General features: G+C 35.0%; 24 protein-coding genes and 1 riboswitch. Of the genes, 19 read left to right on the forward strand and 5 right to left on the reverse strand.

Annotated elements, in window-relative coordinates:
• Positions 1–5: 5 nt before the first annotated feature.
• Positions 6–1,544, reverse strand: coding sequence for a KAP family P-loop NTPase fold protein (locus B6A10_RS03955; RefSeq protein WP_188219792.1), 1,539 nt, complete (start codon positions 1,542–1,544; stop codon positions 6–8).
• A 124-nt stretch (positions 1,545–1,668) separates the two neighbouring features.
• The gene (locus tag B6A10_RS03960) at positions 1,669–2,715 is read right to left on the reverse strand and encodes a LacI family DNA-binding transcriptional regulator (RefSeq protein ID WP_188219793.1); all 1,047 of its coding nucleotides are present in this window, start codon (positions 2,713–2,715) and stop codon (positions 1,669–1,671) included.
• Positions 2,716–3,063: 348 nt separating this feature from the next.
• Here B6A10_RS03960 and rplM point away from each other — a divergent pair, with 348 nt between their 5' ends.
• From rplM to tsf, 4 genes are all read left to right on the forward strand, one after another.
• Complete coding sequence (gene rplM, locus B6A10_RS03965) at positions 3,064–3,519, forward strand: 50S ribosomal protein L13 (protein ID WP_055094290.1); 456 nt, start codon at positions 3,064–3,066, stop codon at positions 3,517–3,519.
• Positions 3,519–3,905: a 30S ribosomal protein S9 gene (gene rpsI / locus B6A10_RS03970; RefSeq protein WP_026712611.1), complete on the forward strand. Its 387-nt coding sequence runs from the start codon at positions 3,519–3,521 to the stop codon at positions 3,903–3,905. Before rplM ends, rpsI begins: the two co-directional genes overlap by 1 nt.
• Before the next feature lie 175 nt (positions 3,906–4,080).
• Positions 4,081–4,845 (forward strand): 30S ribosomal protein S2, encoded by a 765-nt coding sequence (gene rpsB / locus B6A10_RS03975; RefSeq protein WP_055094287.1) that lies wholly within the window; start codon positions 4,081–4,083, stop codon positions 4,843–4,845.
• A gap of 127 nt (positions 4,846–4,972) precedes the next feature.
• Positions 4,973–5,935, forward strand: coding sequence for a translation elongation factor Ts (gene tsf, locus B6A10_RS03980; protein WP_026712609.1), 963 nt, complete (start codon positions 4,973–4,975; stop codon positions 5,933–5,935).
• 49 nt (positions 5,936–5,984) lie between these two features.
• Here tsf and B6A10_RS03985 read toward each other — a convergent pair whose 3' ends face one another.
• The gene (locus B6A10_RS03985) at positions 5,985–7,019 is read right to left on the reverse strand and encodes a LacI family DNA-binding transcriptional regulator (RefSeq protein ID WP_188219794.1); all 1,035 of its coding nucleotides are present in this window, start codon (positions 7,017–7,019) and stop codon (positions 5,985–5,987) included.
• 153 nt (positions 7,020–7,172) lie between these two features.
• On the opposite strand from B6A10_RS03985, the gene B6A10_RS03990 reads away from it, so the two are divergent.
• From B6A10_RS03990 to B6A10_RS04060, 15 genes are all read left to right on the forward strand, one after another.
• On the forward strand, positions 7,173–9,800 hold the full coding sequence (locus B6A10_RS03990; protein ID WP_188219795.1) for a TonB-dependent receptor: 2,628 nt from the start codon (positions 7,173–7,175) through the stop codon (positions 9,798–9,800).
• A gap of 94 nt (positions 9,801–9,894) precedes the next feature.
• On the forward strand, positions 9,895–11,196 hold the full coding sequence (locus B6A10_RS03995) for an MFS transporter (protein ID WP_188219796.1): 1,302 nt from the start codon (positions 9,895–9,897) through the stop codon (positions 11,194–11,196).
• A gap of 4 nt (positions 11,197–11,200) precedes the next feature.
• On the forward strand, positions 11,201–12,379 hold the full coding sequence (locus B6A10_RS04000) for a glycoside hydrolase 100 family protein (RefSeq protein ID WP_188219797.1): 1,179 nt from the start codon (positions 11,201–11,203) through the stop codon (positions 12,377–12,379).
• A gap of 1 nt (position 12,380) precedes the next feature.
• The gene (locus B6A10_RS04005; RefSeq protein ID WP_188219798.1) at positions 12,381–13,304 is read left to right on the forward strand and encodes a carbohydrate kinase family protein; all 924 of its coding nucleotides are present in this window, start codon (positions 12,381–12,383) and stop codon (positions 13,302–13,304) included.
• Positions 13,305–13,453: 149 nt separating this feature from the next.
• Positions 13,454–14,110 (forward strand): queuosine precursor transporter, encoded by a 657-nt coding sequence (locus B6A10_RS04010; protein ID WP_188219799.1) that lies wholly within the window; start codon positions 13,454–13,456, stop codon positions 14,108–14,110.
• 133 nt (positions 14,111–14,243) lie between these two features.
• The gene (locus B6A10_RS04015; protein WP_188219800.1) at positions 14,244–14,678 is read left to right on the forward strand and encodes a lipocalin family protein; all 435 of its coding nucleotides are present in this window, start codon (positions 14,244–14,246) and stop codon (positions 14,676–14,678) included.
• Between the two features lie 70 nt (positions 14,679–14,748).
• A complete protein-coding gene (locus B6A10_RS04020) occupies positions 14,749–15,312 on the forward strand; it encodes a DNA-3-methyladenine glycosylase I (protein WP_188219801.1) in 564 nt (187 codons plus the stop codon).
• Positions 15,313–15,400: 88 nt separating this feature from the next.
• Positions 15,401–15,508: riboswitch (TPP riboswitch) on the forward strand.
• A 65-nt stretch (positions 15,509–15,573) separates the two neighbouring features.
• Positions 15,574–15,780 carry a sulfur carrier protein ThiS gene (gene thiS / locus B6A10_RS04025; RefSeq protein WP_055094267.1) on the forward strand — a complete coding sequence of 69 codons (207 nt, stop codon included), beginning with the start codon at positions 15,574–15,576 and terminating at the stop codon, positions 15,778–15,780.
• A 105-nt stretch (positions 15,781–15,885) separates the two neighbouring features.
• Positions 15,886–17,709 carry a phosphomethylpyrimidine synthase ThiC gene (gene thiC / locus B6A10_RS04030; RefSeq protein ID WP_188219802.1) on the forward strand — a complete coding sequence of 608 codons (1,824 nt, stop codon included), beginning with the start codon at positions 15,886–15,888 and terminating at the stop codon, positions 17,707–17,709.
• 98 nt (positions 17,710–17,807) lie between these two features.
• Positions 17,808–18,389, forward strand: a complete 582-nt coding sequence (locus B6A10_RS04035; protein WP_188219803.1) for a thiamine phosphate synthase — start codon at positions 17,808–17,810, stop codon at positions 18,387–18,389.
• Positions 18,362–19,117 (forward strand): hydroxymethylpyrimidine/phosphomethylpyrimidine kinase, encoded by a 756-nt coding sequence (locus B6A10_RS04040; RefSeq protein WP_188219804.1) that lies wholly within the window; start codon positions 18,362–18,364, stop codon positions 19,115–19,117. Before B6A10_RS04035 ends, B6A10_RS04040 begins: the two co-directional genes overlap by 28 nt.
• Positions 19,110–19,748 (forward strand): thiamine phosphate synthase, encoded by a 639-nt coding sequence (locus tag B6A10_RS04045; RefSeq protein ID WP_188219805.1) that lies wholly within the window; start codon positions 19,110–19,112, stop codon positions 19,746–19,748. Before B6A10_RS04040 ends, B6A10_RS04045 begins: the two co-directional genes overlap by 8 nt.
• Positions 19,729–20,505, forward strand: coding sequence for a thiazole synthase (locus B6A10_RS04050; protein ID WP_188219806.1), 777 nt, complete (start codon positions 19,729–19,731; stop codon positions 20,503–20,505). The genes B6A10_RS04045 and B6A10_RS04050 overlap by 20 nt, the downstream gene beginning before the upstream one ends.
• Before the next feature lie 159 nt (positions 20,506–20,664).
• The gene (thiH, locus tag B6A10_RS04055; RefSeq protein WP_188219807.1) at positions 20,665–21,780 is read left to right on the forward strand and encodes a 2-iminoacetate synthase ThiH; all 1,116 of its coding nucleotides are present in this window, start codon (positions 20,665–20,667) and stop codon (positions 21,778–21,780) included.
• A gap of 19 nt (positions 21,781–21,799) precedes the next feature.
• Positions 21,800–22,510 (forward strand): HesA/MoeB/ThiF family protein, encoded by a 711-nt coding sequence (locus B6A10_RS04060; protein WP_188219808.1) that lies wholly within the window; start codon positions 21,800–21,802, stop codon positions 22,508–22,510.
• A gap of 144 nt (positions 22,511–22,654) precedes the next feature.
• Here the strand turns inward: B6A10_RS04060 and aat are convergent, their stop codons facing one another.
• Together aat and B6A10_RS04070 are read right to left on the reverse strand one after the other, a co-directional pair.
• Positions 22,655–23,296, reverse strand: a complete 642-nt coding sequence (gene aat / locus B6A10_RS04065; protein WP_188219809.1) for a leucyl/phenylalanyl-tRNA--protein transferase — start codon at positions 23,294–23,296, stop codon at positions 22,655–22,657.
• A 129-nt stretch (positions 23,297–23,425) separates the two neighbouring features.
• Entirely contained in the window at positions 23,426–23,803 is a 378-nt protein-coding gene (locus B6A10_RS04070; RefSeq protein WP_026712592.1) for a DUF3127 domain-containing protein, read from the reverse strand.
• Positions 23,804–24,132 lie beyond the last annotated feature (329 nt).

Genomic DNA, 24,132 nt, shown 5'->3' on the forward strand with positions numbered 1-24,132 from the left:
AAATTTTAAAGAAATCTATCTATCATTCCTTTAAAACTTGACAATGAGAAATTTGACAAATTATCAGCTTGTATCAAAGATTTGAAGTTAACCACTAAGTATCTACTAAAAAAGTAATCAATTTTTTTAGTAGATACTCTATAATATTTTTCAAAATTAAGCAAATCATGTAGAAACCCAGTTTCAAACTCACAATCATTACCATTTACAAAATGCATTATAAATCTTGACTGTACTCTTTTTATGCGTTCACTATTATCTACTAATACTACACCATTTTCATTTTTTATACATTTGTCATACCATGAAACAAAGGACAAGCTGTAATCATTCCTGGTTAGTTCACCTACCGTAATTGAAATATATTTTGAAATATCTTTGTTAATAGATAAACTTTGGTATCTTTCTGCAGCTAATTTAACCGCTTGCTTTTTTAAATTCAAATCATTAAATAGTTCAAAAGAATCTTTTTCAAATTCAAACAGACACAAGAGATACAAAGTAAGCACTGTTTCAAAAAAGTTTCCATCATTACCAATAAAAACATTTGGAACACTATCCTTATGATTGAGATCATCCTTTAAAATCGTTTTGAAATTTGACAATATCAAATACTTATTCAATATTTTTTTTAACCTCCTAGGATTAGTGAAATTTATTTCACAGAAAAACTCAGCAATTTTCTCATCTAATTTACCTTCAAAATCTCCATATTTCAACTCTCTATTATCAAAATAAGCACTTACTAATTTTAAAACATTATCATGTTCTGGCATAGAAAAAGATAGATCGAATATTTTTTCCAGATATTCGCTTGATTTTACAATCTCTCCGTATTTCGTTTTAACTGCTTGTTCAATCGCTTTTTTATCTATTCCTAAAAAGAAAATAGTTTTATTACCATAAGTAAAAAAGAGCTTGATAGCAGAAAGTAAGTTCAGAACCTGTTCAGGCTCACAACGATCTAAATCATCAATAAAAACAATATTAAATTGTGGTTTTCCTTCAACAGTAATTCTATCTTCAAATGTTATAAATTCAGTTTTAAAACTTTCTAAAGCTTTATAAAAAGTCAATTCTTCATTTTTTGAAAGCTCTTCAACAAATGCTGATGGATCCAATTCAATTCCTGGACCATTAGGATATAAAGGAATATTTAATTTTACAGATTTTCCTAAACCTCTAAGAATCCTTCCTCCATATTTAATAAAATCAGAACAAAGCTCTTCTGTAGTATCTATGCTTTTTGAAGTTATATATTCCAACAAAGACATAGCGAGATTCTCATCTTTTTCAAATTCCCAAGCTTCAAAGAAAAAAGTATTGAATTCACTTTTTAATTCTTTTTCAAGATATTTCATTAAACTACTTTTCCCACTTCCCCATTCACCGTAAAGCGAAAACATTTTTATCTCGTTAAATTGATCTTTATTGCCAATTAAAAAAGCTTTAATTAAATCTCCTTTGTCAATTATTCCTAAATAATCATTTTCAGAAGTTAAATCTTTAATAGGTAAATTGGATAACAATCTAGGCTTTGTCATAATGTAAGAAATGAAATTCAAAATCAAATTTAACTTTTTAATTCAATTCGAAAACATTCTTAGAATATTTTTACAAGAAAAGTAAAACTCAAAAAAACTACTTTAAATAAAAAATCCATTTCTACTACTTTTTAGAAATGGATTTTTTTGTTCTGGAAGATTCTCTTTCTTTTAAATTTGTTTTAATCACAACCGTTTGATAAGGCGCTTCGTTTTCCTCTTCGGCTTCAAGGCGGTCGATAAGGAGTTTGGCAGCCACTTCTCCAATCTCCACTCCGTGCTGACTTACCGTACTTAAACTTGGCGTCAAACGTCGGGAAGCTAAAATTCCGTCGGCAAAACCTATAATAGATAATTCTTCCGGAATTTTGTAACCTTTTTTTATCGCCAGTTTTAAAGCCGCCACTGAATCACGTTCGTCCAAAGCAAAAACCGCATCAATCGTATTGTTTTCAAAAACAGCTTCAATTTTTTTCTTCATATCATCTTCTGAATTAGTACGAAGAATAATATTCTCATTGACCGCAATTCCATTATCTGCTAAGGCTTTCAAATAACCTTCAGTTCTTAATTTACCCACACTTAAATCATCAACTGAGGAAATCAAAGCAATATTTTTACACCCGATATCAATCAAACGTTGGGTAACATTTATAGCCGAATCGTAATCGTCCACTACTACTTTATCACATTCTACCTCATCGGCAATACGGTCAAACATCACAATTGGAGTCCCTTCATTAATAATATCATTAAAATGAGAGTAATCCTGAAGTTTTTGCGCTTCCTGAGATACCGATAATATAAAACCATCAGTAGTTCCATTACTCAACATTTCTAAAGTATTAATTTCTTTCACTAATGATTCATTCGAAATACAGGTGATTACATTATAACCTTTCGCATCGGCTACTTTTTCAATTCCGCTGAATACTTTGGCAAAAAAAGAATTTAAAATATTCGGGATGATAACCCCAATCGTTCTGGTTTTTCGGTTTTTTAAATTCAAACCAATGATATTGGGCTTGTAATTTTTAAGTTTAGCATACTCTTTAATTTTAACTTTAGTCTGATTACTAATTTCCGGACTATCGTTTAGCGCTTTAGAAACTGTAGAAACAGAAACATTAAGTTCCTTTGCAATTTGCTTCAGTGTTGCTTTAACTTTCATAATAGTTTATATTGTTCTTATTTTTTAGTCATTTTCAAAATAGTATTACACAAAAGCGCAATACAACTTAACGGCACCTTAAAACAGGATTTCATGCTTCATTTCTTCCACCGCAAGAATGCAAGATAATCAAATTATTTTTCATATCAAATGTAAGATAATTTTAAAACCAAAGCACGAACTCGAATTAGAAAAAAGACAATGCTGCCACCGCAATAAATATCCGATTGATAATCAGCTTCAAAACCAAAAAAAATTATTCTTTTAAGGATTTGTATTTAAAATAATTAATTGTACTTTTGCACTCCCTTTATTGGGGACGGAATGTTTAATTAAAAAATTTTTATTGTGAACGCATTAAGCTACAAGACAATTTCAGCTACAAAGGCAAACTCTAACAAAGAGTGGATCGTTGTAGATGCAGAGGGTCATAACTTAGGACGTCTTGCTTCTAAAGTCGCTATGATTTTAAGAGGAAAGTACAAGCCAAGCTATACCCCACACGTGGACTGTGGAGATAACGTAATCGTTATTAACGCTGAGAAAATCAACCTTACAGGTAACAAAATGGACGAGAAAATTTACTTACGTCACACAGGTTATCCAGGAGGACAAAGAACTTTAACCGCTAAAGTATTGCAAGCTAAAAACCCTGCAGCTTTAGTAGAAAAAGCAGTAAAAGGAATGTTACCTAAAAACAAATTAGGAGCTGAACTTTTCAGAAATTTAAATGTTGTTGTTGGTTCTGAGCACAAACAAGCGGCCCAAAAACCAAAAACTGTTAACCTAAACGATCTTAAGTAATGGGAGTTATTCACAAAATCGGTAGAAGAAAAACCGCTGTTGCACGTGTTTATGTTTCAGAAGGAACAGGAAAAATCACTGTAAACAAAAAAGAATTAGCCACTTATTTCCCAACAGCTACTTTACAATACAAAGTGATGCAACCTTTGTCTATGACAGAAAACGCTGAAAACTTTGACGTAAATGTAAATGTTTACGGAGGTGGAGTTACTGGTCAGGCAGAAGCTGTAAGAATGGCAATCGCTCGCGCTATGTGTGAAGCAAACGCTGAAAACAGATCTATCTTGAAACCAGAAGGTTTATTAACAAGAGACCCAAGAATGGTTGAACGTAAGAAATTCGGTCAGAAGAAAGCTCGTAAGAGATTCCAATTCTCTAAACGTTAATACTACCTGTCTTGTACAGATGGTGCAAGACTTTATCAATTATTTATTGAAATTAAAAAACACAGTTATTGTTGCTCTCCTATCGAGGTAGGATTTAGTTTAGCATCTAAATGTATAAAGCCGATTAACGCCATTTATACATTGCTAATCAACAGAACGTAAACTAGTTAAAAAAATGGCAAACAAAGTAGAAGTTAAAGAATTACTAGAAGCAGGTGTTCACTTCGGACACATGACTAGAAAATGGGATCCAAACATGGCTCCTTACATTTATATGGAGCGTAATGGAATTCACATTATCAACCTATATAAAACTGCAGCTAAAATCGAAGAAGCTAATGAAGCTTTGAAAAAAATCGCTGCATCAGGTAGAAAAATCTTATTCGTAGCTACCAAAAAACAAGCAAAAGACATCGTTGCTGAAAAAGCAAAAGCTGCAAACATGCCTTACATCACTGAAAGATGGCCAGGTGGAATGTTAACAAATTTTGTTACAATCCGTAAAGCAGTTAAAAAAATGTCTTCTATTGATAAAATGAAGAAAGACGGAACTTTCAATACTCTTTCTAAAAAAGAGAAATTGCAAATCGATCGTCTTCGTGCTAAATTAGAAAAAAACTTAGGTTCAATCGCTGATATGTCTAGACTTCCAGCTGCATTGTTCGTAGTAGATATCAAAGCTGAGCACATCGCAATAAAAGAAGCACAAAAATTAAACATTCCAGTATTCGCAATGGTTGATACTAACTCTGATCCACGTGAAGTAGATTACGTTATCCCAGCCAATGATGATGCTTCTAAATCAATTGAGAAAATTTTATCTATAGTAACTACTGCTGTTGTTGAAGGACTTTCTGAAAGAGGTTCTGAAAAAGAAACTGCAGAAGCAGCTACAGAAGAAGCTCCAGCTGCTGAGGCAGCTCCGGCTACTGAAGAATAAATCAATTTAAATTCCAAATTTTAAATTCCAAATTCCAAAATCAGATTTTTAACCATCTGATAACGTTGGGATTTGGGATTTGAAGATTGGAATTTTTACTTTTAACATTAAAATAATAAAATATATTATGGCAACAATTACTGCTGCAGACGTAAATAAATTAAGACAAGCTACAGGTGCCGGAATGATGGACTGTAAAAAAGCTTTAGTTGAAGCTGAAGGAGATTTCGATAAAGCTATTGAAAACCTTAGAAAAAAAGGACAAAAAGTTGCTGCTAACCGTTCTGACCGTGAGTCTTCTGAAGGAGCTGCTGTTTCTTTTATCAACGCTGACAACACTAAAGGAGCTATCATCACTTTGAACTGCGAAACTGACTTCGTAGGTAAAAATGAAGCTTTCGTAACTTTAGCTAAACAATTAGTTGAAAAAGCAATCAATTTCTCTTCTAAAGAAGAATTTTTAGCTTCTGACTTCAACGGAATCACTGTTGCTGAGAAATTAATCGAGCAAACTGGTGTTATCGGTGAAAAAATCGAAATCGGTGGTTTTGAAATCATTGAAGGTGCTTTCGTTGGATCTTATGTTCACGTAAACAAAATTGCTGCTTTAACAGCTATTTCTGCTCCAATTGCTAACGCTGAGACTTTAACAAAAGACATCTCTATGCAAGTAGCTTCTATGGGTGCTGACACATTATCTTACAAAGATTTCGATCCTGCTTTCATCGCTTCTGAACTTGAAGCTCGTATCGCTGTAATCGAAAAAGAAAATGAAGAAGCTGCTCGTTTAGGAAAAACTTTGAAAAATGTACCTAAATACATCTCTTACGCTCAATTGACTGAAGAAGTTATCAAACAAGCCGAAGAAGATGCTAAAGCTGAATTAAAAGCTGAAGGTAAACCAGAACAAATCTGGGACAAAATTATCCCTGGAAAAGTACAACGTTTTATCTCTGACAACACTACTTTAGATCAAGAGAAAGCTCTTTTAGATCAAAACTTCATCAAAGATGACAGCAAAAAAGTAGGTGATTATGTTAAAGGTTTCAACGTTGAAATCACTGGTTTCAAAAGAGTAACTTTAGGATAATCCTAAACCATTTTATGCAAAAAAGCAGTTTGATCACAAACTGCTTTTTTTATGCTTCTATTTTTTTCATAGTAGACTCACGCATAATAATTGACGTAGGCAACTCAATTGTTTTGGGTTCAAAAATCTTTCCTTCTTTTCTACAAACCATTTCTTCTAACAACAAATTAAAAGCCGCAACTCCCATTTCATAACTTGGCTGATCTACGGTGCTTAGTTTTGGGGTAATAACCTGAGAAACTAACCAATTACTAAAACCAATTACTGCAATTTGATCCGGCACCTGAATTCCTTTTTCATTAAAATGTGCCAAAACCCCAACTGCTACTAAATCAGTAATTACAAAAATTCCGTCAATCCCTTTATCTTCTTCCAGAATCTGTTTAGCAAAATCCACTCCCTGCTCAAAAGTGATACTCTTACAGGAATAAACTAAACTGGAATCAAACGGAATTCCGTTTTTCTCCAAAGCTTTTTTATAACCTAAAAACCGATCAATAGAATTTTGCGGATTAGCCAGTCCCCGAATATGAGCAATCTTTTTACAACCCATATCAATTAGATGCTGCACCGCTTCCATAGCTGCTTTTTGATCATCAATAATCACTTTGGAACTAGGAATCAACTTTGAAATTTTATCAAACTGCACGAAAGGAATTTCTTTATGTAAAATCTCCTTAATATGAGCATCATTGTTAGATTCATTTGAAAGCGACATAATAATACCATCTACCCTCTTATTAATCAACAAAGCCACCTGCTTCTTTTCCAGTTCCAACGATTCATTTGATTGAAGAATAATTACTAAATAACCATTCTTTTCAGCTTCAGCAATTATGCCATTAACTACACCCGAAAAAAAATGATGCACCACTTCCGGAATAATAAGACCAATGGTTTTAGATTCTTTGGTTCTTAAATTAACAGCAAAACTATTAGGAGTATAATGCAATTCCTCGGCAAGAGCAATAACCGCTTTCCTGGTTTTTTCACTAACATCAGGATAGTTCTTAAGTGCTTTTGAAACAGTCGTTATTGAAATCCCTAATTGATGGGCAATCTCTTTTAAAGTGGCTTCTTTCATGCAAACAAATATCAAAATAATTTTCTAAAATCGAAAACGTTTTCGGTGTTTTCGAAAACGTTTTCGATGAAAATTATTGTTATTTTTAACTTAAATAAAAATAGATTTGATAAAAAATAACCAAACATTTTATTAACTAAACAATTTTAAACCATGAAAACAGATAATTTACTATGGAAAAGAATAGGTTTGCTCATAGCACTATTGTTATTCAATGCTTCTTTTTCACAAAATTCAAATTTATCAGGAACTGTTACCGATGCTTCAGGAGCACCGCTTCCGGGAGTAAATATCGCCATTAAAAACAGCTCAAAAGCAATAGCCACTGATGCTAATGGAAAATATTCATTTAACAATTTAAAAAATGGCAGCATTGGACTTATTGCTACTTATATTGGATTCAAAAAAACAGAAATCAGCGTTAACGTTAATGGAAACACAGTTCAAAATATTACCCTGACAGAAGACGCTAATGTTCTGGAAGATGTGGTAATCACAGGGGTTGTAAATCCTAAAGCTAAAATAAAATCCAGTGTTTCCATCACCTCTTTAGGAACAGAACAAATCAACCAATCAGCTCCGAGATCAACAGCGGAAATCTTCAGAACCATCCCGGGTATCCGTTCAGAATCATCAGGAGGTGAAGGAAATTCAAATATTTCAGTTCGTGGGGTGCCAATTTCATCCGGTGGATCTAAGTATTTACAACTTCAGGAAGATGGTCTTCCGGTATTATTATTTGGAGATATTGCCTTTGCTACAGCAGATATTTTTACAAGATTTGACGGAAATATTGCCAAAGTAGAAGCTATTCGTGGAGGTTCGGCATCTACACTTTCTTCGAATTCTCCTGGTGGTATTATCAACTTTATTAGTAAAACAGGAAAAACAGAAGGCGGAAATATAAGCACAACTTTCGGTCTGGATTATGGAAATTTCAGAACTGATATTGACTACGGAGGAAAAATTGGTGAAGGCTTATATTTCCACACTGGTGGTTTTTACAGAACTGGTGAAGGTGTTAGAAAAACAGGTTTCAACAGCAATAATGGTGGTCAGTTTAAATTCAACATTACCAAAGAATTTGAAAACGGTTCGATTACTGTTTACGCTAAATTCTTAAATGACCGAGCTGCTGCTTACATGCCAATGCCTGTTGCGGTTTCCGGAACAAATGCCAATCCAACCTGGAAAAGTGTTAACGGATACGATGCAACAACAGGAGCTTTACAATCTATTTATTTAACTCATAATCTAGGATTAGGCCCTGACGGAAATGTTCGCAGAGAAGCAGTAGCCAATGGTATGCATCCTGTTTCAAAATCTATCGGTGCTAATGCAAATTTTGACTTAGACGGAGGTTGGAAAATAACAGATAACATCCGATTCACATCAAATTCAGGAGGTTTTATTTCTCCTTTCCCTGCCGAGTTAGCAACTGCTGCTACAATTGCAAATTCATTTGGTACCGGCTCTACATTAGTTTATGCAGATAACGGCGCCGCATTTAACAATCCAAATGGATTAGTAGCTCGCATCCATATGTTTGATACCCAATTAAACAATATGGGGAATTTCATGAATGATTTAAGATTAACCAAAAAATTTAACAAAGTAGGTGTTACTGCAGGTTTGTTTAAATCCATGCAAAACATTTCCATGTCATGGCTATGGAACTCTTATTTACAGGAAGTATCAGACAACAACCCACGTTTAATTAACGTTAAAAATGCTGGCGGCGCTTTATTATCAGAAAACGGATTATATGCATACGGAACACCTGCCTGGGGTAATTTAGCCAGAAACTATGATACACAATATAATGTTTCAGCACCTTATGTAAACATTTCCATCGATGCAACCGACAAATTATCCTTAGAAGGTGGATTACGTTATGACAAAGGTAAAGTAACCGGATCTTTTGCAGGCGGAACATCAACTACTTACGACATTAACAACGATGGTACGATTTCAGTTCCTGAACAAAATGTTTATGCAGTAGACAATGCAAATGCTACAACTGTAAACTACGCTTACGATTATTACTCTTATACTTTAGGAGCTAACTTTTTAATCAACAACAAACAATCGGTTTTTGCTCGTTACAGCCGTGGTGCATCTGCTAAAGCGGACAGAATTTTATTCAACGGTGATTTAGATTACCTTAACGGAGATAAAATGAACGCTTTGGATTTCTTACAACAAGCTGAAATTGGATACAAACAAAAATTCAACAAAGGTTATTTTTACGCTACTGCTTTCCATTCGAAAACAGACGAACAAGGTGGATTTGAAGCAACTTCAAACAGTATTATCCAAAACAACTATAAATCACTTGGTTTAGAATTAGAATCATCTTACGATGTTGTTGACAATTTAAACTTAAGAGGTTCATTAACGTATACTAAAGCTGAAATTACTTCTGGAGCTAACGATGGAAACCAACCAAGAAGACAGCCAAAATTAATGTATAGCTTTATCCCTACTTACAAATTTATGGACAACAAAAACACCTTAGGACTAAGTTTCATTGGTCAGTCAAAAGCATACGCTCAAGATTCCAATCAATTAATAATGAACGGATTTGTAATTGTAAACGGATTTGTAGAAGTGGGCATTGCAAAAGGTTTATCTTTAAATGTTTCAGGAAACAACCTATTTAATACTTTAGCAATAACTGAAGCTGAAGAAGGGAGTATCACTGAAAACACAGTGAATTATGTAAGAGCAAGATCTTTAACAGGAAGATCAGTATCGATGTGTTTAGCCTATAAATTCTAAATAATTTTTTTCATAATAGTTGGTTGGCAATTCCTGTACTATAATAAAACATAAAAAGTACAGGAATTCATTTAAAAATTTTAAAATCGCAATTATGGCATTCGTGAAACCTAAATTAAGTTTTTGGCAAATAATCAATATGAATGTTGGCTTTTTTGGCATCCAATACAGTTTTGGTTTGCAACAAAGTGCCGTAAATCCAATTTATGATTTTTTGCATGCCAGTCCGGATCAAATTCCAATTCTAAATTTAGCCGGACCATTAACCGGATTATTAATCCAACCGATTATTGGCGCCATGAGTGATAAAACCTGGCATCTTAAATGGGGACGAAGAAAACCTTATTTTTTCATCGGTGCACTCATTTGCAGCATCACCTTATTCCTATTCCCATTCAGCAGTTCACTTTGGATGGCAGCAGGTTTACTTTGGATTTTAGATGTTGGAAATAATACTGCCATGGAACCTTACCGAGCCTTTATTGCAGATACGCTTAATGAGGACCAACAACCAATCGGTTTTCAGGCGCAGAGTTTTTTCACAGGTTTCGGACAATTTTTATCCTATATCTCACTGTTTTTGTTTCCAATTATTTTTGCAGGTTATACAGGAGAGTTACCCAACTGGATTTATGCTTCTTTCTTTTTGGGAGCAATTCTTTCGATAACTTCCATTTGGTGGAGCATGAAAAAAACAGCCGAAATTCCACCAACAGCCGAAGAAATTGAAAAAATCAAAGCAGAACCTCTAAATCTTTTAAGTCCGTTTGTAGATATTTATCATGCTGTTTTAGAAATGCCAAAGGTAATGTGGCAACTTTTTTTAGTGTATTTGTTCCAATGGTATGCGCTGATGTGTTTCTGGCAAAATAACTCCAAAAGTATTGCTTTATCGGTTTGGGATGTTACTCCGGCAAACAAAGAAGGTTATGAAAAAGCAGTAGAATGGATGGGATTAATAGGAGCTTTTGGTTTTATCGTTACCTTTTCAGTAGCTTTTTATTTGGCAAAATTGGCTAAAAAACACAGCTCAAAAATGGTACATTTTGTTTGCTTGCTATTTGGTGCTATTTCCTTTCTGTTTTTCCCTTTGATACACAACCAATATTTATTTTTTGCCGTAATCATAGGCTACGGAATAGCCTGGGCAAGTATGATGGGAATACCTTATTTAATAGTTGTAGCAACCATTCCTAAAGAACGTTATGGTGTATATATGGGTATTATCAACATGATGATTGTAATCCCAATGATTTTTCAAAATATCTCATTTGGTTACATTTTAAAGAATTTTTTAAATAATGATCCCCGACTAGCAATAAGCTTTGCCGGAGTACTCCTAATCTTGGGTTCACTAAGCACTCTTTTGATTAAAGCACACAAAACAGCAAATTAACAACATGAATACTAATATTACCTACAAAAAAGCAATTGAACTGCTCGAAAAATCATCTTCTTCAGAAGGTTTTTTAGCGAGTGCACAAAACATTTCCAATTACAAAAGAGTTTGGGCACGTGATGGTGTGATATGTGGATTAGCAGCCTTGGCTTCCGGAGATAAAAATTTGATAGATACCTTCGAAAAAACATTAGAAACTCTGGCAAGAAATCAACATCCAACAGGTACAATTCCTTCAAATGTAATGACTAACGGAGATAATGTCGAAGTAAGTTATGGTGGATTAGCCGGAAGAGTCGATGCGGTAACCTGGTTTATAATCGGGGTTTGTCAATATGCTTTTTACAAAAAAGAGGTTTCCTTTGTTGAAAAACACCAATCCCATATCCAAAAATGTCTAACCTTAATGGAAGCTTGGGAATTTAACAACAAACACCTGATGTATGTTCCATTATCAGGAAACTGGGCCGATGAGTACATTACAGATGGCTATGTTTTATACGACCAATTGCTTCGCATCTGGGCGCTAAAAAGTTATAATTACTTTGCAAAAAACAATGAAATCAGCTTAAAAATCAAACAAATAACCGAACAAATAGAATCTAATTTCATTCCTGATTCACCCGGAGAGAAATACCACGAAAGAACTTACAACGAATTAAACATAAAAGACTTCATGCCTTGTTCTTTCTCTCCTGCAGGATACAAAACACCGTTTGATTCGTTTGCGCATTCCTTAGCATTATTGTTAAATATCGGTTCAGAGGAATTTCAGCTAAAGATTATTCAACATACTGAAAAAACAAGAACTCAAACAGCACTGAAAATACTCCCGGCTTTTTGGCCTCCAATAAAAGAAACAGATGCCGATTGGAATTTACTGAAGAACAATTTTAAATATGAATTTAGAAATTATCCTAATGAATTCCACAATGGAGGGAGCTGGCCAATGGTGAATGGTTTTTATGGAGTTGCCCTCCTTACAAAACAGCAAAATAATATTGCACGGAATCTTCTAAATTCAATAAATGAAGCCAATGCAAAAGAAGATTTTAGTTTTTACGAAAATTTCAATACCGAGACCCAAAAACCAAACGGAGTCCCTTTTTGTACCTGGAGTGCTGCGGCAACCGTTATGCTCCATCAGGGGATTAATGCCAATTTTAAATTATTGATTTAAAATGAAAAAGACAATCGACATAATCTGTGCAGGTGAATTGCTCATTGACTTTATTGGCAATGAAATCAACACCCCTATTTCAGAGATAGAAAATTACGAACGCTTCCTTGGTGGCTCTCCAACTAATGTTGCTATTTATGGTGCAAAATTAGGATTGAAAACTACTCTGGCTGCAAGTTGCGGCAATGATGGTTTAGGTCATTTTATGGTTGAAAAACTAAACCAAAATCAGGTAAAGACAACTCTTATTGAAAAAACAAACGATTACCCCTCTTCGGTGATTTTTGTTTCAAAATCAAATGCCACCCCTGAATTCATAGCTTATCGACAAGCCGATTTCCACATTAATGAAGCTCAAATTCCGGACACTGTCCTCGAAGAAGCCCAAATTTTTCATACTACCTGTTTTGCCTTAAGCAAGAATCCGGCTCGAGAGACCATTTTGAAAAAAGCTAAAAAAGCCCTTCAATTAGGCTTACAAACGAGTATTGATCTCAATTATTCCGAAAAAATATGGTCTGACAGAAAAGAAGCCAAAGAGGTGATTGCAGCATATTTAGACACAAAACCCTTAGTGAAATTAAGCGATGACGATTGTTTCCGATTATTTAACGAAACCAAAAGTGACGAAGAAATTATTGAATATTTTCGAAATCTAGGGGCATCAGCAATTTGTTTAACCAAAGGAAAAAACGGAGTGAGCTATTGGGATTCTCAATTAGGTGTTTTACACAAAGAAGCTCCTTTTGTAGAAAACATTAAAGACACAACGGGTGCCGGAGATGCTTTTTGGACCGGATTTTTATACGGAAAACTTAAGGGCAAAACGCCTCTTGAATGCATTACTATTGCTCAAAAAATAGCAGCCATAAAACTGCAACATCTGGGTCATCTTCCGGATAATATTCAGGTGGAAAAAATTTAAAGAAAAAACACAAAACTAAAACCCTAACCGTGACTTTGATTAAGTTCCCTTTTGTATAAAAAGCGGAACTTTTTCCTTTATTGGCAAATAAATCATTTAATCAATTCTAAAAATAATAAACTAAATTTGGTTGCATCAAAAACCAAAATATGTTTCAATCCAAAAAAGACCTTGTTTACATAATCCTTGCCGGAATATTCATTACCAATGCCGTTATTGCCGAACTAATCGGTGGAAAACTCATTTATGTCGGTCCTTATTTAATGAGTATCGGGATTTTACCCTGGCCGGTTGTCTTTGTAACTACCGATTTAATCAACGAATATTTTGGGCAAAAAGGAGTCAAAAAACTCTCTCTGATTACCGCCTGCCTGATTGCTTACTGTTTTGTTTTATTATTTTTTGCACTAAAAATCCCTGCTGTTAAAGGCAATGGACTCGTGACTGACGACCAATTTCATGCGGTATTTGGACAAAGCATGTGGATTATTGTAGGGAGTATTACAGCGTTTTTAACTTCCCAATTAATTGATGTGAGCATTTTCCATTTTTTCAAAAACAGAACCGGCAACAAAATGATATGGTTAAGAAGCACCGGCTCAACAGTTATTTCTCAATTATTTGATAGCTTTATCGTTTTGGGAATTGCTTTTTGGATGACAGGAAAAATCAACACCGAACAGTATATTGCTTCGGCATTTACAGGTTATTTTGTCAAATTGATAATCGCCATTTTACTAACTCCTCTAATTTATTTAGGACATTCACTTATTGAAAAATATTTAGAAAGCAACAAAACAAATTGAAAAAATTAAAGTTACTTCTTATATTAACAAAATTTTAAGCAAGAAAAATAATGTGAAAAAAATAATTACCAGTATTTATATTACAAAATAAAATAGTATATTTGATGCATCATTAACATAAAAACTATCAAACATGAAAAAATTAAATGTACTATTTTTGTCTATGCTTACATTAGCAACTGTTACATCATGTAGCAATGATGATGACAATTCAATATCTGCTTCTATCGTTGGAGAATGGGAATACTATCAAGAAGGTGAAGATCTAGATGATCTAGAGTTATGGGAACACGAATCTATTGATTGTGGAAAAGATTATATTAAAATTCAAAAACAAGGATCATCAGGCAATACCTATAGCTACGAATCAAGTTATTTTTATACCGAAAATTCAGAATGCAAAGAAGAAACTGAGTCTGGAACTTTTACTAAAAATGGAAACATAATTTCAGAAGTGTATGACGGTGAAACTTACACAAACACAATAATAAAATTGAACGAATCTACATTAACAATAAAAGAAGTAGATGAAGAAGGAACATGGTACACTGTTTATAAAAGAAAATAACTTTTTAATAGATCAAAGATTTAACCTCAAAGTAAAATTTGAGGTTTTTTTATACCTTTAAAAATAAAAAATGGAAAATAAAACACGCTGCGCCTGGTGCGAAAAAGACGATTTATATCGTAAATATCATGATGAAGAATGGGGAAATCCCGTGTATGACGACCCTACATTATTTGAATTCTTAACACTGGAAACCTTTCAGGCTGGATTGAGTTGGTACACTGTTCTCGCCAAAAGAGAAAGTTTCCGCGAAGCCTTTGACCAATTTGATTGTCAAAAAATTGCCAGCTATTCTGAAGCTAAAATTCAGGAATTAATGCAGAATCCTGGGATTATTCGCAATCAATTAAAAATACGTGCCACAGTTACAAATGCTATTGCCTTTATGAAAGTTCAGGAAGATTTTGGCAGTTTCTCAAAATACATTTGGGCATTTACTGATGGAAAACCTATTGATAATAATCCTAAAACTTTAAGAGAAGTTCCTGCCACTACTCCACTTTCGGACGCTATCAGCAAGGATTTAAAAAAACGCGGATTCAAATTTGTGGGTTCCACCGTAGTTTACGCCCACATGCAAGCCACCGGAATGGTGAACGACCACGTTGAAGAATGTTGGACGAGAATCCAGTAATCAGCGTTCAATTTTAAAAGTATTCAGCACAAAATTGTTAAACTTCTCTTTTTTAACTACCAACTTCTAACTTTTTAATTACATTTGTCACACACTTTAGGGGTGTCTGCTTCCGGAAAACCGGAAAAAGGCTGAGATTTTACCCTCTGAACCTGATCTAGTTCATACTAGCGTAGGGAAAAGTAAGATGACTTCCATCGTCCAATTTTCGGACATTTTGTAGCCATTCCTAAAGTATTTTTTATTTTAAAAAATCAAGGAATGGAACTAAAAATCAACAATCAATCCAAACACTTTCAAGCAGATACACTAAGTATTCAATCCTTGCTTGACATTGAATTTCCACAAAAACAAAATGGCATTGCCGTAGCCATTAACCACAATGTGATTCCAAAATCCAATTGGAATAACCACATCCTAAAAGAAACTGACGACATTTTAATTATTTCGGCTACACAAGGCGGATGATAACCATTTTAATTTAAAGATTGAAAAATTTAAGGATTAAAATATTTGTCAATCCTTTCTTCAATCTTTAAATTTTTTAATTATTAAATCTTTCAATAAAAAAATATGAACAACGAAGAAAAAATATCCAGACAACCTTTCCCTAATTCGACTAAAGTTTACATCGATGGCGAAATTCATCCTATAAAAGTAGCCATGCGCGAAATTCAGTTATCAGACACTAAACTTTCAAATGGCGGCACTGAAAAAAATCCTCCTGTAACGGTTTACGATACTTCTGGTCCTTACACCGATCCAAATATCGAAATCGATGTTAGAAAAGGATTACCACGCCTTCGCGAACAGTGGATTTTAGACCGAAATGACGTAGAAGAATTGAGCGAAATTACTTCAAATTATGGAAAAGAACGCCTTGCCGATGAAAAATTAAATCATTTGCGTTTTGAATATTTACACAAACCAATGCGTGCCAAAAAAGGAGCTAATGTCACCCAATTATACTATGCCAAACAGGGAATTATCACTCCCGAAATGGAATACATTGCTATTCGTGAAAACCAACGCATCGAACAATTAGAAACCGCTCAAAAAGCGATGCAATGTCAACACGCAGGTCACAGTTTTGGCGCCAATACGCCGAAGAACAAAATCACTGCTGAATTTGTTCGTTCCGAAGTAGCAGCAGGTCGCGCTATCATCCCAAATAACATCAACCATCCGGAAAGTGAACCGATGATTGTAGGACGTAACTTTTTGGTAAAAATCAATGCTAATATTGGAAACAGCGCCGTAACTTCCTCTATTGAAGAAGAAGTAGAAAAAGCCGTTTGGGCTTGTCGTTGGGGAGCCGATACCATTATGGATTTGTCTACCGGTAAAAACATCCACGAAACCAGAGAATGGATTATCCGAAATTCTCCGGTACCGATTGGAACGGTGCCTATTTATCAGGCTTTGGAAAAAGTAAACGGAATTGCTGAAGATTTAACTTGGGAAGTTTTCCGTGATACTTTAATTGAACAGGCGGAACAAGGGGTTTCTTATTTTACGATCCACGCCGGAGTATTATTGCGTTATATCCATTTGACAGCTAATCGTGTTACCGGAATTGTTTCTCGTGGCGGATCGATTATGGCAAAATGGTGTTTGTTCCACCACAAAGAAAACTTTCTATATACCCATTTCGAGGAAATTTGCGAAATCATGAAACAATATGACGTTGCTTTCTCTCTTGGAGATGGTTTGCGTCCGGGATCTATTGCTGATGCCAATGATGCTGCTCAATTTGCCGAATTAGAAACTTTGGGTGAATTGACAAAAATTGCCTGGAAGCACGATGTTCAGGTATTTATTGAAGGTCCGGGTCACGTGCCAATGCACATGATTAAAGAAAACATGGACAAGCAATTGGAACATTGCCACGAAGCACCTTTCTATACTTTAGGCCCTTTAACCACCGACATTGCACCGGGTTACGATCATATTACCTCAGGAATTGGAGCTGCAATGATTGGCTGGTACGGTTGTGCTATGTTATGTTATGTAACACCAAAAGAGCACCTTGGTTTACCCAATAAAAAAGACGTAAAAGACGGCGTGATTACTTATAAAATTTCGGCTCACGCAGCCGACCTTGCCAAAGGACATCCCGGAGCACAATACCGAGACAATGCCCTGAGTAAAGCCCGTTTTGAATTCCGTTGGGAAGATCAGTTCAATTTATCCTTGGATCCGGACACAGCCAGAGAATTCCACGATGAAACGCTTCCGGCTGATGGCGCTAAAGTTGCCCACTTCTGCTCGATGTGCGGACCAAAATTCTGTTCGATGAAAATCTCACAGGAAATTCGTGATGTCGAAGAAGCCAAAAAGGGGATGCAGGCCAAATCAGAAGAATTTATCGAACAAGGAAAAGAGATTTATATCTAAAAAAGAAAAAAGAACATAGAGAAGAGAATATAGATTTGATTCATTTCCGATTACTGTCTATTCTCTCTTTTCTATATTCTATAATCTAATATTTAAAAATGATCATCATATCCAATCCAATTGCTGTTGCAAACGAAATCAAAACCGTCCATGCTCTTTTTGAAAATGGACTGGAATTATTTCATATTCGAAAGCCTGAGTTTTCTGAAGAAGAAATGAAAGCTTTTGTGGCTGCAATTGGATTGGAATTTAGAAATCGGTTGGTTTTACACAGTTACCATCATTTGGCTAAAGAATTTGGAATAAATCGGATTCACTTTTCTTCAACAAACAGACCTGATAACTTTTCAAAACCTAACGGTTTTACAGTATCTACTTCGACACATTCCATCGAAGAATTCAATGCTTTGTCTGAAGATTTTGGTTATGCTTTTTTGAGCCCTGTTTTCAAAAGTATTTCCAAAGAAAATTACGAGCCGAAGACAAATTGGGCAACCGAAATAAAAAAACGAATCAATTTCCAAACAAAACTCATTGGTTTAGGTGGAATACAAGATACAAATCTCCATCAGGCTTTACAGCTTGGTTTTGATGAAGTCGCACTTTTAGGAAGCATTTGGAACAGCGAAAACCCAATACAAAATTTTAAATTATGCCAACAAATCGTCCTTTCGTATTAAGTATTGCGGGTTTTGATCCCTCGGCCGGAGCAGGTGTTTTAGCCGATATTAAAACATTCGAACAGCATCAGGTGTATGGTTTTGCCATCAATACTGCCAATACCATTCAAACTGAAAATAAGTTTGTCGCCATTCAGTGGACAGAACTTAGTTTTGTATTGCAATCCATTGAAACATTATTTGGCACTTATGAAATCAAGGCGGTTAAAATTGGTATCATTCCTTCGTTAAACTATTTAAAATCGATTGTTTTTTTGATAAAAAGGCTTTCTCCTAAGACCAAAATAATTTGGGACACCGTTCTGAAATCAACTACCGAATTTGACTTTTTACAAATTGAAAATCAGCAAGATTTATTAGCTATTTTAAACCAAATCGAACTCATCACGCCCAATTACAACGAAATTCTGAAATTGAATCCGGAAGAAAAACCGGTCGAAATGATTATAGAAAAATTAGTCAAAAACTGCCCCATTTTATTAAAAGGTGGACATCATCCTAAAGAAACTGGAACCGATTATTTACACACCCAAAATCAGTTTTTCAGGCTTTCGCCAAAAAACACTTCGATTTATCAAAAACACGGTTCTGGCTGTGTTTTATCGGCTGCTATTACGGCTAATATAGCCTTAGGAAAAGAGCTTTTATTGGCATGCAAAGAAGGCAAAAATTACACCGAAAACTTTTTACTATCAACCCCAACATCATTAGGAAATCATTATGTATAAGCGTTTACAATACATCTCACAAGGGAACAGCATTGACGAGCAATTGCACAACATCCGGGAAGTCTTAGAACAAGGCTGCCAATGGATTCAGCTGCGTTTTAAGAATGCAACTTCCGAAGACATTTTTACTTTGGCGGAAGCCGTAAAAATCTTATGCCAAGAACATCAGGCTACTTTTATCATTAATGACAATGTTCCGCTAGCGCAAAAAATCGATGCCGACGGCGTTCATCTAGGATTAAAAGACATGAAAATTGCCAATGCCCGCGAAATTTTAGGCAAAGACAAGATCATCGGCGGCACAGCCAATACTCTGGAAGACATAAAAAAACAAATAAATCAGGGAGCCGATTATATTGGTTTAGGTCCTTTCCGATTTACAAAAACCAAAGAAAACCTAAGTCCAATTTTAGGATTGGAAGGCTACCAAAATATTTTGGACCAACTAAAATTACAAGGAATCGAAACACCGGTTTATGCCATTGGCGGGATTCAATTTGAAGACGTATCGGCAATTATCCAAACTGGAGTTTATGGTATTGCCGTTTCGGGATTAATCACTCAAAGTGACCATAAAAACGAATTAATAACAGCACTTAACGAAAAATTATATGAGTCAGTCATTATTTAAAATAGGCGATAAAGAACTGCAATCGCGTTTGTTTCTAGGAACAGGAAAATTTGGTTCGAATACTCAGATGGAAGAAGCCATACTGGCTTCCGAATCGGAATTGGTTACCGTTGCACTAAAACGTGTGGATTTAGAAACCGATACCGATGCGATTTTATCACATTTAAAACATCCTAAAATCAATTTATTACCCAATACTTCAGGTGCCCGAAATGCCAAAGAAGCGGTTTTTGCAGCTCAATTAGCCAGAGAAGCTTTAGAAACGAATTGGTTAAAACTGGAAATTCATCCCGACCCAAGATATTTACTTCCTGATCCGATTGAAACTTTAAAAGCCACTGAGGAATTAGCGAAATTAGGCTTCATTGTTTTGCCATACATACATGCCGACCCTGTTTTGTGTAAACGTTTGGAAGATGCCGGAACCGCAGCAGTAATGCCTTTAGGTTCGCCAATTGGAAGCAACAAAGGCTTAAAAACTATTGATTTTCTGGAAATTATTATCGAACAATCTAAAGTTCCTGTGATTATTGATGCCGGAATTGGCGCTCCGTCTGATGCGGCTAAAGCAATGGAAATAGGTGCCGATGCGGTTTTAGTAAACACTGCAATTGCCGTAGCCGGAAATCCAAAAATGATGGCAGAAGCTTTTAAAGAAGCCGTTATTGCAGGAAGAAAAGCATTTGAAGCCAAACTGGGACAACAATTCAATCAGGCGATGGCTTCGAGTCCGTTGACGGCATTTTTATACGAATAATTATTTAACCGCAAAGTACACTAAGACTTACGCTAAGTTCGCTTAGCTAAGTTTATTAATAAGTTTTCAAAGCTTTGTGAACTTTGCGAAAAAACCTTGTGGACTTTGCGGTTAAAAAATCGCAAAAAACTACTTCTTCACAGTATAAACCAAAATCAAATGACAACATTTAAATCCGTTTTTGAAAAATATAATTGGGAAGATATTCAAACCAAAATTTACTCTACTACAGTTAAACAAGTTGAGCAATCCTTAGCCAAATCCAAAAGAAATCTGGATGATTTCTTAGCCCTGATTTCTCCGGCGGCGCAACCTTATTTGGAACTGATGGCCCAAAAATGCCATGAATTAACCAAAAAACGTTTTGGAAAAACTATCCAAATGTATGCGCCTTTGTATTTGAGTAACGAATGCCAAAACATTTGCACCTATTGTGGTTTTAGTCTGGATAACAAAATCAAACGAAAAACTTTAACTGATTCGGAAATCAAACAGGAAGTTCAAGCCTTAAAAAATATGGGATTCAACCATGTTTTATTGGTAACGGGCGAAGCCAATTATACCGTAAATATCAATTATTTTCTGAATGCAATCGAACAAATCAGAAAGGATTTTTCTATTATTTCGGTCGAGGTACAGCCTCTTTCCCAGGAAGAATACGAGCGTTTACACCAAGCGGGGGTATATTCCGTTTTAGTTTATCAGGAAACTTACCATCAGGAAGTTTATAAAAAATACCATACCAAAGGCAAAAAATCCAATTTTGATTTCAGACTCGATACTCCTGACAGAATTGGAAAAGCTGGAATTCATAAAATTGGTTTGGGCGTTTTACTAGGTTTGGAAGACTGGAGAGCCGACAGTTTTTTTAATGCTTTGCATTTGGATTATTTGCAAAAAACCTATTGGCAAACCAAATATTCTGTTTCTTTTCCACGATTGCGCCCAGCAGAAGGGATTATCGAGCCCAATTTTATTATGGATGATAAAGATTTAACCCAGCTCATTTGCGCTTATCGTCTGTGGAATGAAGATTTGGAAATTTCGATTTCAACCCGTGAAAATGAAAAATTCCGCAACAACATTATCTCAATTGGAACCACCAGTATGAGTGCGGGTTCCAAAACCAATCCGGGCGGTTATGTGGTGGATCCGCAATCTTTGGAACAATTTGAAATCAGCGATGAACGTTCGGTAGCTGAAATTGCAAACATAATTACCCAAAAGGGATATGAACCGGTTTGGAAAGATTGGGATAAAAATTTTAGATTTTAGATTTCAGATTTCAGATGTGATGAGTATAGTACAAGATTTTTTAAGATACAACCGACAAGTTATTTTACCTGAAATTGGCGAAGAAGGCCAGCAAAAACTCAAAAAAGCCAGAGTACTTGTCATTGGCGCTGGCGGTTTGGGCTGTCCTATTTTGCTATATTTAGCACCGGCAGGTGTGGGAACTATTGGGATTGTTGATTTTGACAAAATTGAAATTCACAATTTACACCGTCAAATTTTATATACCGAAGAACAAATAGGTTTATCGAAAGCTTTAACCGCCAAAGAAACGGTTGAAAAGCTGAATCCGTTAATTCAGGTTCAGGTTTTAGAAGAAAAACTAACCGCTGAAAATGCCAGCAGAATCATTGCCGATTTTGACATTGTGGTGGACGGTTCGGATAATTTCAACACACGTTATTTGGTCAATGATACATGTGTAGCATTCCATAAAACATTGGTTTATGGAAGTATTCTTGGTTTTGAAGGGCAAATTGCGGTTTTTAACCATCAGGGAAGTAAAAATTTGCGGGATTTATTTCCGGAACCACCAAATCCAAAAGATGTACCTAATTGCAGCTTAAACGGTGTTCTGGGAACATTACCGGGGATGATTGGGACAATGATGGCACACGAAACTTTAAAATTAATTATTGGTTTGCCGAGTTTAAAGAATGAATTGATTTTGTATAAAACTTTGGATTGGAGTTTTACCAAGTTGAGCTTTTAAAAATGGAACACAGATAAAACGGATACAACAGATAAACACAGATTTTATTTTAATCTAAATGCTTTTTAGAAACACAGATTGCAAAATCTTGGAAATTCTGACACCTAATTTCTCTTTGCGAAAAAACTTTTGCCAACTTTGCGGTTAAATACGGTTTTGAAGTATTTGCATAAACTGTTCTCGCTCAATTTCGCGACAGCCTAAACTTTCCAAATGTTCATTATACACCTGACAATCGAGCAGTTTGTAATTCTCATTTTTTAATTTTTCTACCAAAGCAATAAAAGCGACTTTGGAAGCATTAGAAACCTTGGAGAACATACTTTCTCCACAAAAAATATGACCTAAATCAACTCCATATAATCCGCCTACAAGTTCATTATTTTGCCAAACCTCAACTGATTTAGCAATTCCTAATTCATGTAGTTTGCAATAAGCTTCAATCATATCATCAGTAATCCAGGTTCCGTTTTGACCTTCACGTTTTATTTTTTGGCAATTTGAAATTACCGCTCTAAAATTTTGATTGAATGTTACCGTAAATATTTTTCGATTCAGAATATTCCGCATGCTTTTAGAAATCACCAATTCGTCTAAAAACAAAACCATTCTGGGATTAGGCGACCACCAGGTAATGGGTTCGCCATCTTCAAACCAGGGGAAAATTCCGCTTTGATAAGCCAGTTGCAATCGTTCGGGAGACAAGTCGCCACCAAGCCCAATAATTCCAGAGGAATGAGCTAAATGAACAGGTGGAAAGAATAATTCTTCGGTTAAATAAAACATAACTCAATGGCAATGACAATGGCAAAAATCAATAACAATAAAAAAAATCCCAATTAAAAAAGAAATTCCAAATTCCAATTAATAAATATCTAATTGGAATTTGGAATTTAAAAATTTCGAATTTAATTCTTAGAACGGTAAATCGTCCGGTTCATCTTCATTTAAATTAGTAGCGGGAGCAAATGCCTGAGCTGCCGGCATTGGAGGTGGCATTTGAGCAGCAGGTGCTTCAGTAGCCAGTCTTTCAATTCTCCATCCCTGGATACTGTTAAAATATCTGGTTTCTCCTTGCGGATTAACCCATTCTCTACCTCTTAAATTGATAGAAACTTTAACTGCTTCACCAATATTATAATTGCTTAATAAATCGCATTTATCTTGTGTAAATTCAATCAATATGTGTTGAGGATATTGTTCCTCTGTAGTTACAACTACTTCTCTCTTTCTAAATGACGCACTTACCTGTTGCTCCGGATTGACAACTTTAATTTTCCCTGTAACTTCCATCTTCGTTATTTTAACTGTTAAATAATATTATTTTTCAAAAGTATTCCTAAACCGGAAAACAACTTTTTTCTTTCAAATTTTTATTTCCTCAAAATCAAAGGAATGCAAAACTCTTCCGGAAAAACATTTGATTTACAAATATAACAACTTCTTCTGTGTGATAATAATGTTTGTTTTACTATTTCGATGATAGTTTTTAACAACTTGCTTAACAAATTCTTTTTTCTAAGAATGATTGGGCTTTTGAGGCGAACTATCCTCAAAATTGTAAGCTAAACTAAAACAACAACAGGGATATTTCGTTATATTTATAGCTCAAAATATCATTT

Origin of the sequence: Flavobacterium pokkalii, from assembly GCF_014596575.1 — a bacterium.
GTDB lineage: Bacteria > Bacteroidota > Bacteroidia > Flavobacteriales > Flavobacteriaceae > Flavobacterium > Flavobacterium pokkalii.

What these genes read in the sequence shown, in the direction of transcription:
- B6A10_RS04005 (WP_188219798.1), top strand. Translation starts at nt 12,381, where the DNA reads ATGAAAAAGACAATCGACATAATCTGTGCAGGTGAATTGCTCATTGAC.
- rpsI (WP_026712611.1), top strand. Translation starts at nt 3,519, where the DNA reads ATGGGAGTTATTCACAAAATCGGTAGAAGAAAAACCGCTGTTGCACGT.
- B6A10_RS04010 (WP_188219799.1), top strand. Translation starts at nt 13,454, where the DNA reads ATGTTTCAATCCAAAAAAGACCTTGTTTACATAATCCTTGCCGGAATA.
- B6A10_RS04070 (WP_026712592.1), bottom strand. Translation starts at nt 23,803, where the DNA reads ATGGAAGTTACAGGGAAAATTAAAGTTGTCAATCCGGAGCAACAGGTA.
- B6A10_RS03960 (WP_188219793.1), bottom strand. Translation starts at nt 2,715, where the DNA reads ATGAAAGTTAAAGCAACACTGAAGCAAATTGCAAAGGAACTTAATGTT.
- aat (WP_188219809.1), bottom strand. Translation starts at nt 23,296, where the DNA reads ATGTTTTATTTAACCGAAGAATTATTCTTTCCACCTGTTCATTTAGCT.
- B6A10_RS04045 (WP_188219805.1), top strand. Translation starts at nt 19,110, where the DNA reads ATGTATAAGCGTTTACAATACATCTCACAAGGGAACAGCATTGACGAG.
- B6A10_RS04015 (WP_188219800.1), top strand. Translation starts at nt 14,244, where the DNA reads ATGAAAAAATTAAATGTACTATTTTTGTCTATGCTTACATTAGCAACT.
- B6A10_RS04060 (WP_188219808.1), top strand. Translation starts at nt 21,800, where the DNA reads ATGAGTATAGTACAAGATTTTTTAAGATACAACCGACAAGTTATTTTA.
- B6A10_RS03990 (WP_188219795.1), top strand. Translation starts at nt 7,173, where the DNA reads ATGAAAACAGATAATTTACTATGGAAAAGAATAGGTTTGCTCATAGCA.
- B6A10_RS03985 (WP_188219794.1), bottom strand. Translation starts at nt 7,019, where the DNA reads ATGAAAGAAGCCACTTTAAAAGAGATTGCCCATCAATTAGGGATTTCA.
- B6A10_RS04050 (WP_188219806.1), top strand. Translation starts at nt 19,729, where the DNA reads ATGAGTCAGTCATTATTTAAAATAGGCGATAAAGAACTGCAATCGCGT.
- B6A10_RS04000 (WP_188219797.1), top strand. Translation starts at nt 11,201, where the DNA reads ATGAATACTAATATTACCTACAAAAAAGCAATTGAACTGCTCGAAAAA.
- B6A10_RS04020 (WP_188219801.1), top strand. Translation starts at nt 14,749, where the DNA reads ATGGAAAATAAAACACGCTGCGCCTGGTGCGAAAAAGACGATTTATAT.
- B6A10_RS04035 (WP_188219803.1), top strand. Translation starts at nt 17,808, where the DNA reads ATGATCATCATATCCAATCCAATTGCTGTTGCAAACGAAATCAAAACC.
- rpsB (WP_055094287.1), top strand. Translation starts at nt 4,081, where the DNA reads ATGGCAAACAAAGTAGAAGTTAAAGAATTACTAGAAGCAGGTGTTCAC.
- B6A10_RS03995 (WP_188219796.1), top strand. Translation starts at nt 9,895, where the DNA reads ATGGCATTCGTGAAACCTAAATTAAGTTTTTGGCAAATAATCAATATG.
- thiH (WP_188219807.1), top strand. Translation starts at nt 20,665, where the DNA reads ATGACAACATTTAAATCCGTTTTTGAAAAATATAATTGGGAAGATATT.
- thiS (WP_055094267.1), top strand. Translation starts at nt 15,574, where the DNA reads ATGGAACTAAAAATCAACAATCAATCCAAACACTTTCAAGCAGATACA.
- thiC (WP_188219802.1), top strand. Translation starts at nt 15,886, where the DNA reads ATGAACAACGAAGAAAAAATATCCAGACAACCTTTCCCTAATTCGACT.
- tsf (WP_026712609.1), top strand. Translation starts at nt 4,973, where the DNA reads ATGGCAACAATTACTGCTGCAGACGTAAATAAATTAAGACAAGCTACA.
- B6A10_RS04040 (WP_188219804.1), top strand. Translation starts at nt 18,362, where the DNA reads ATGCCAACAAATCGTCCTTTCGTATTAAGTATTGCGGGTTTTGATCCC.
- B6A10_RS03955 (WP_188219792.1), bottom strand. Translation starts at nt 1,544, where the DNA reads ATGACAAAGCCTAGATTGTTATCCAATTTACCTATTAAAGATTTAACT.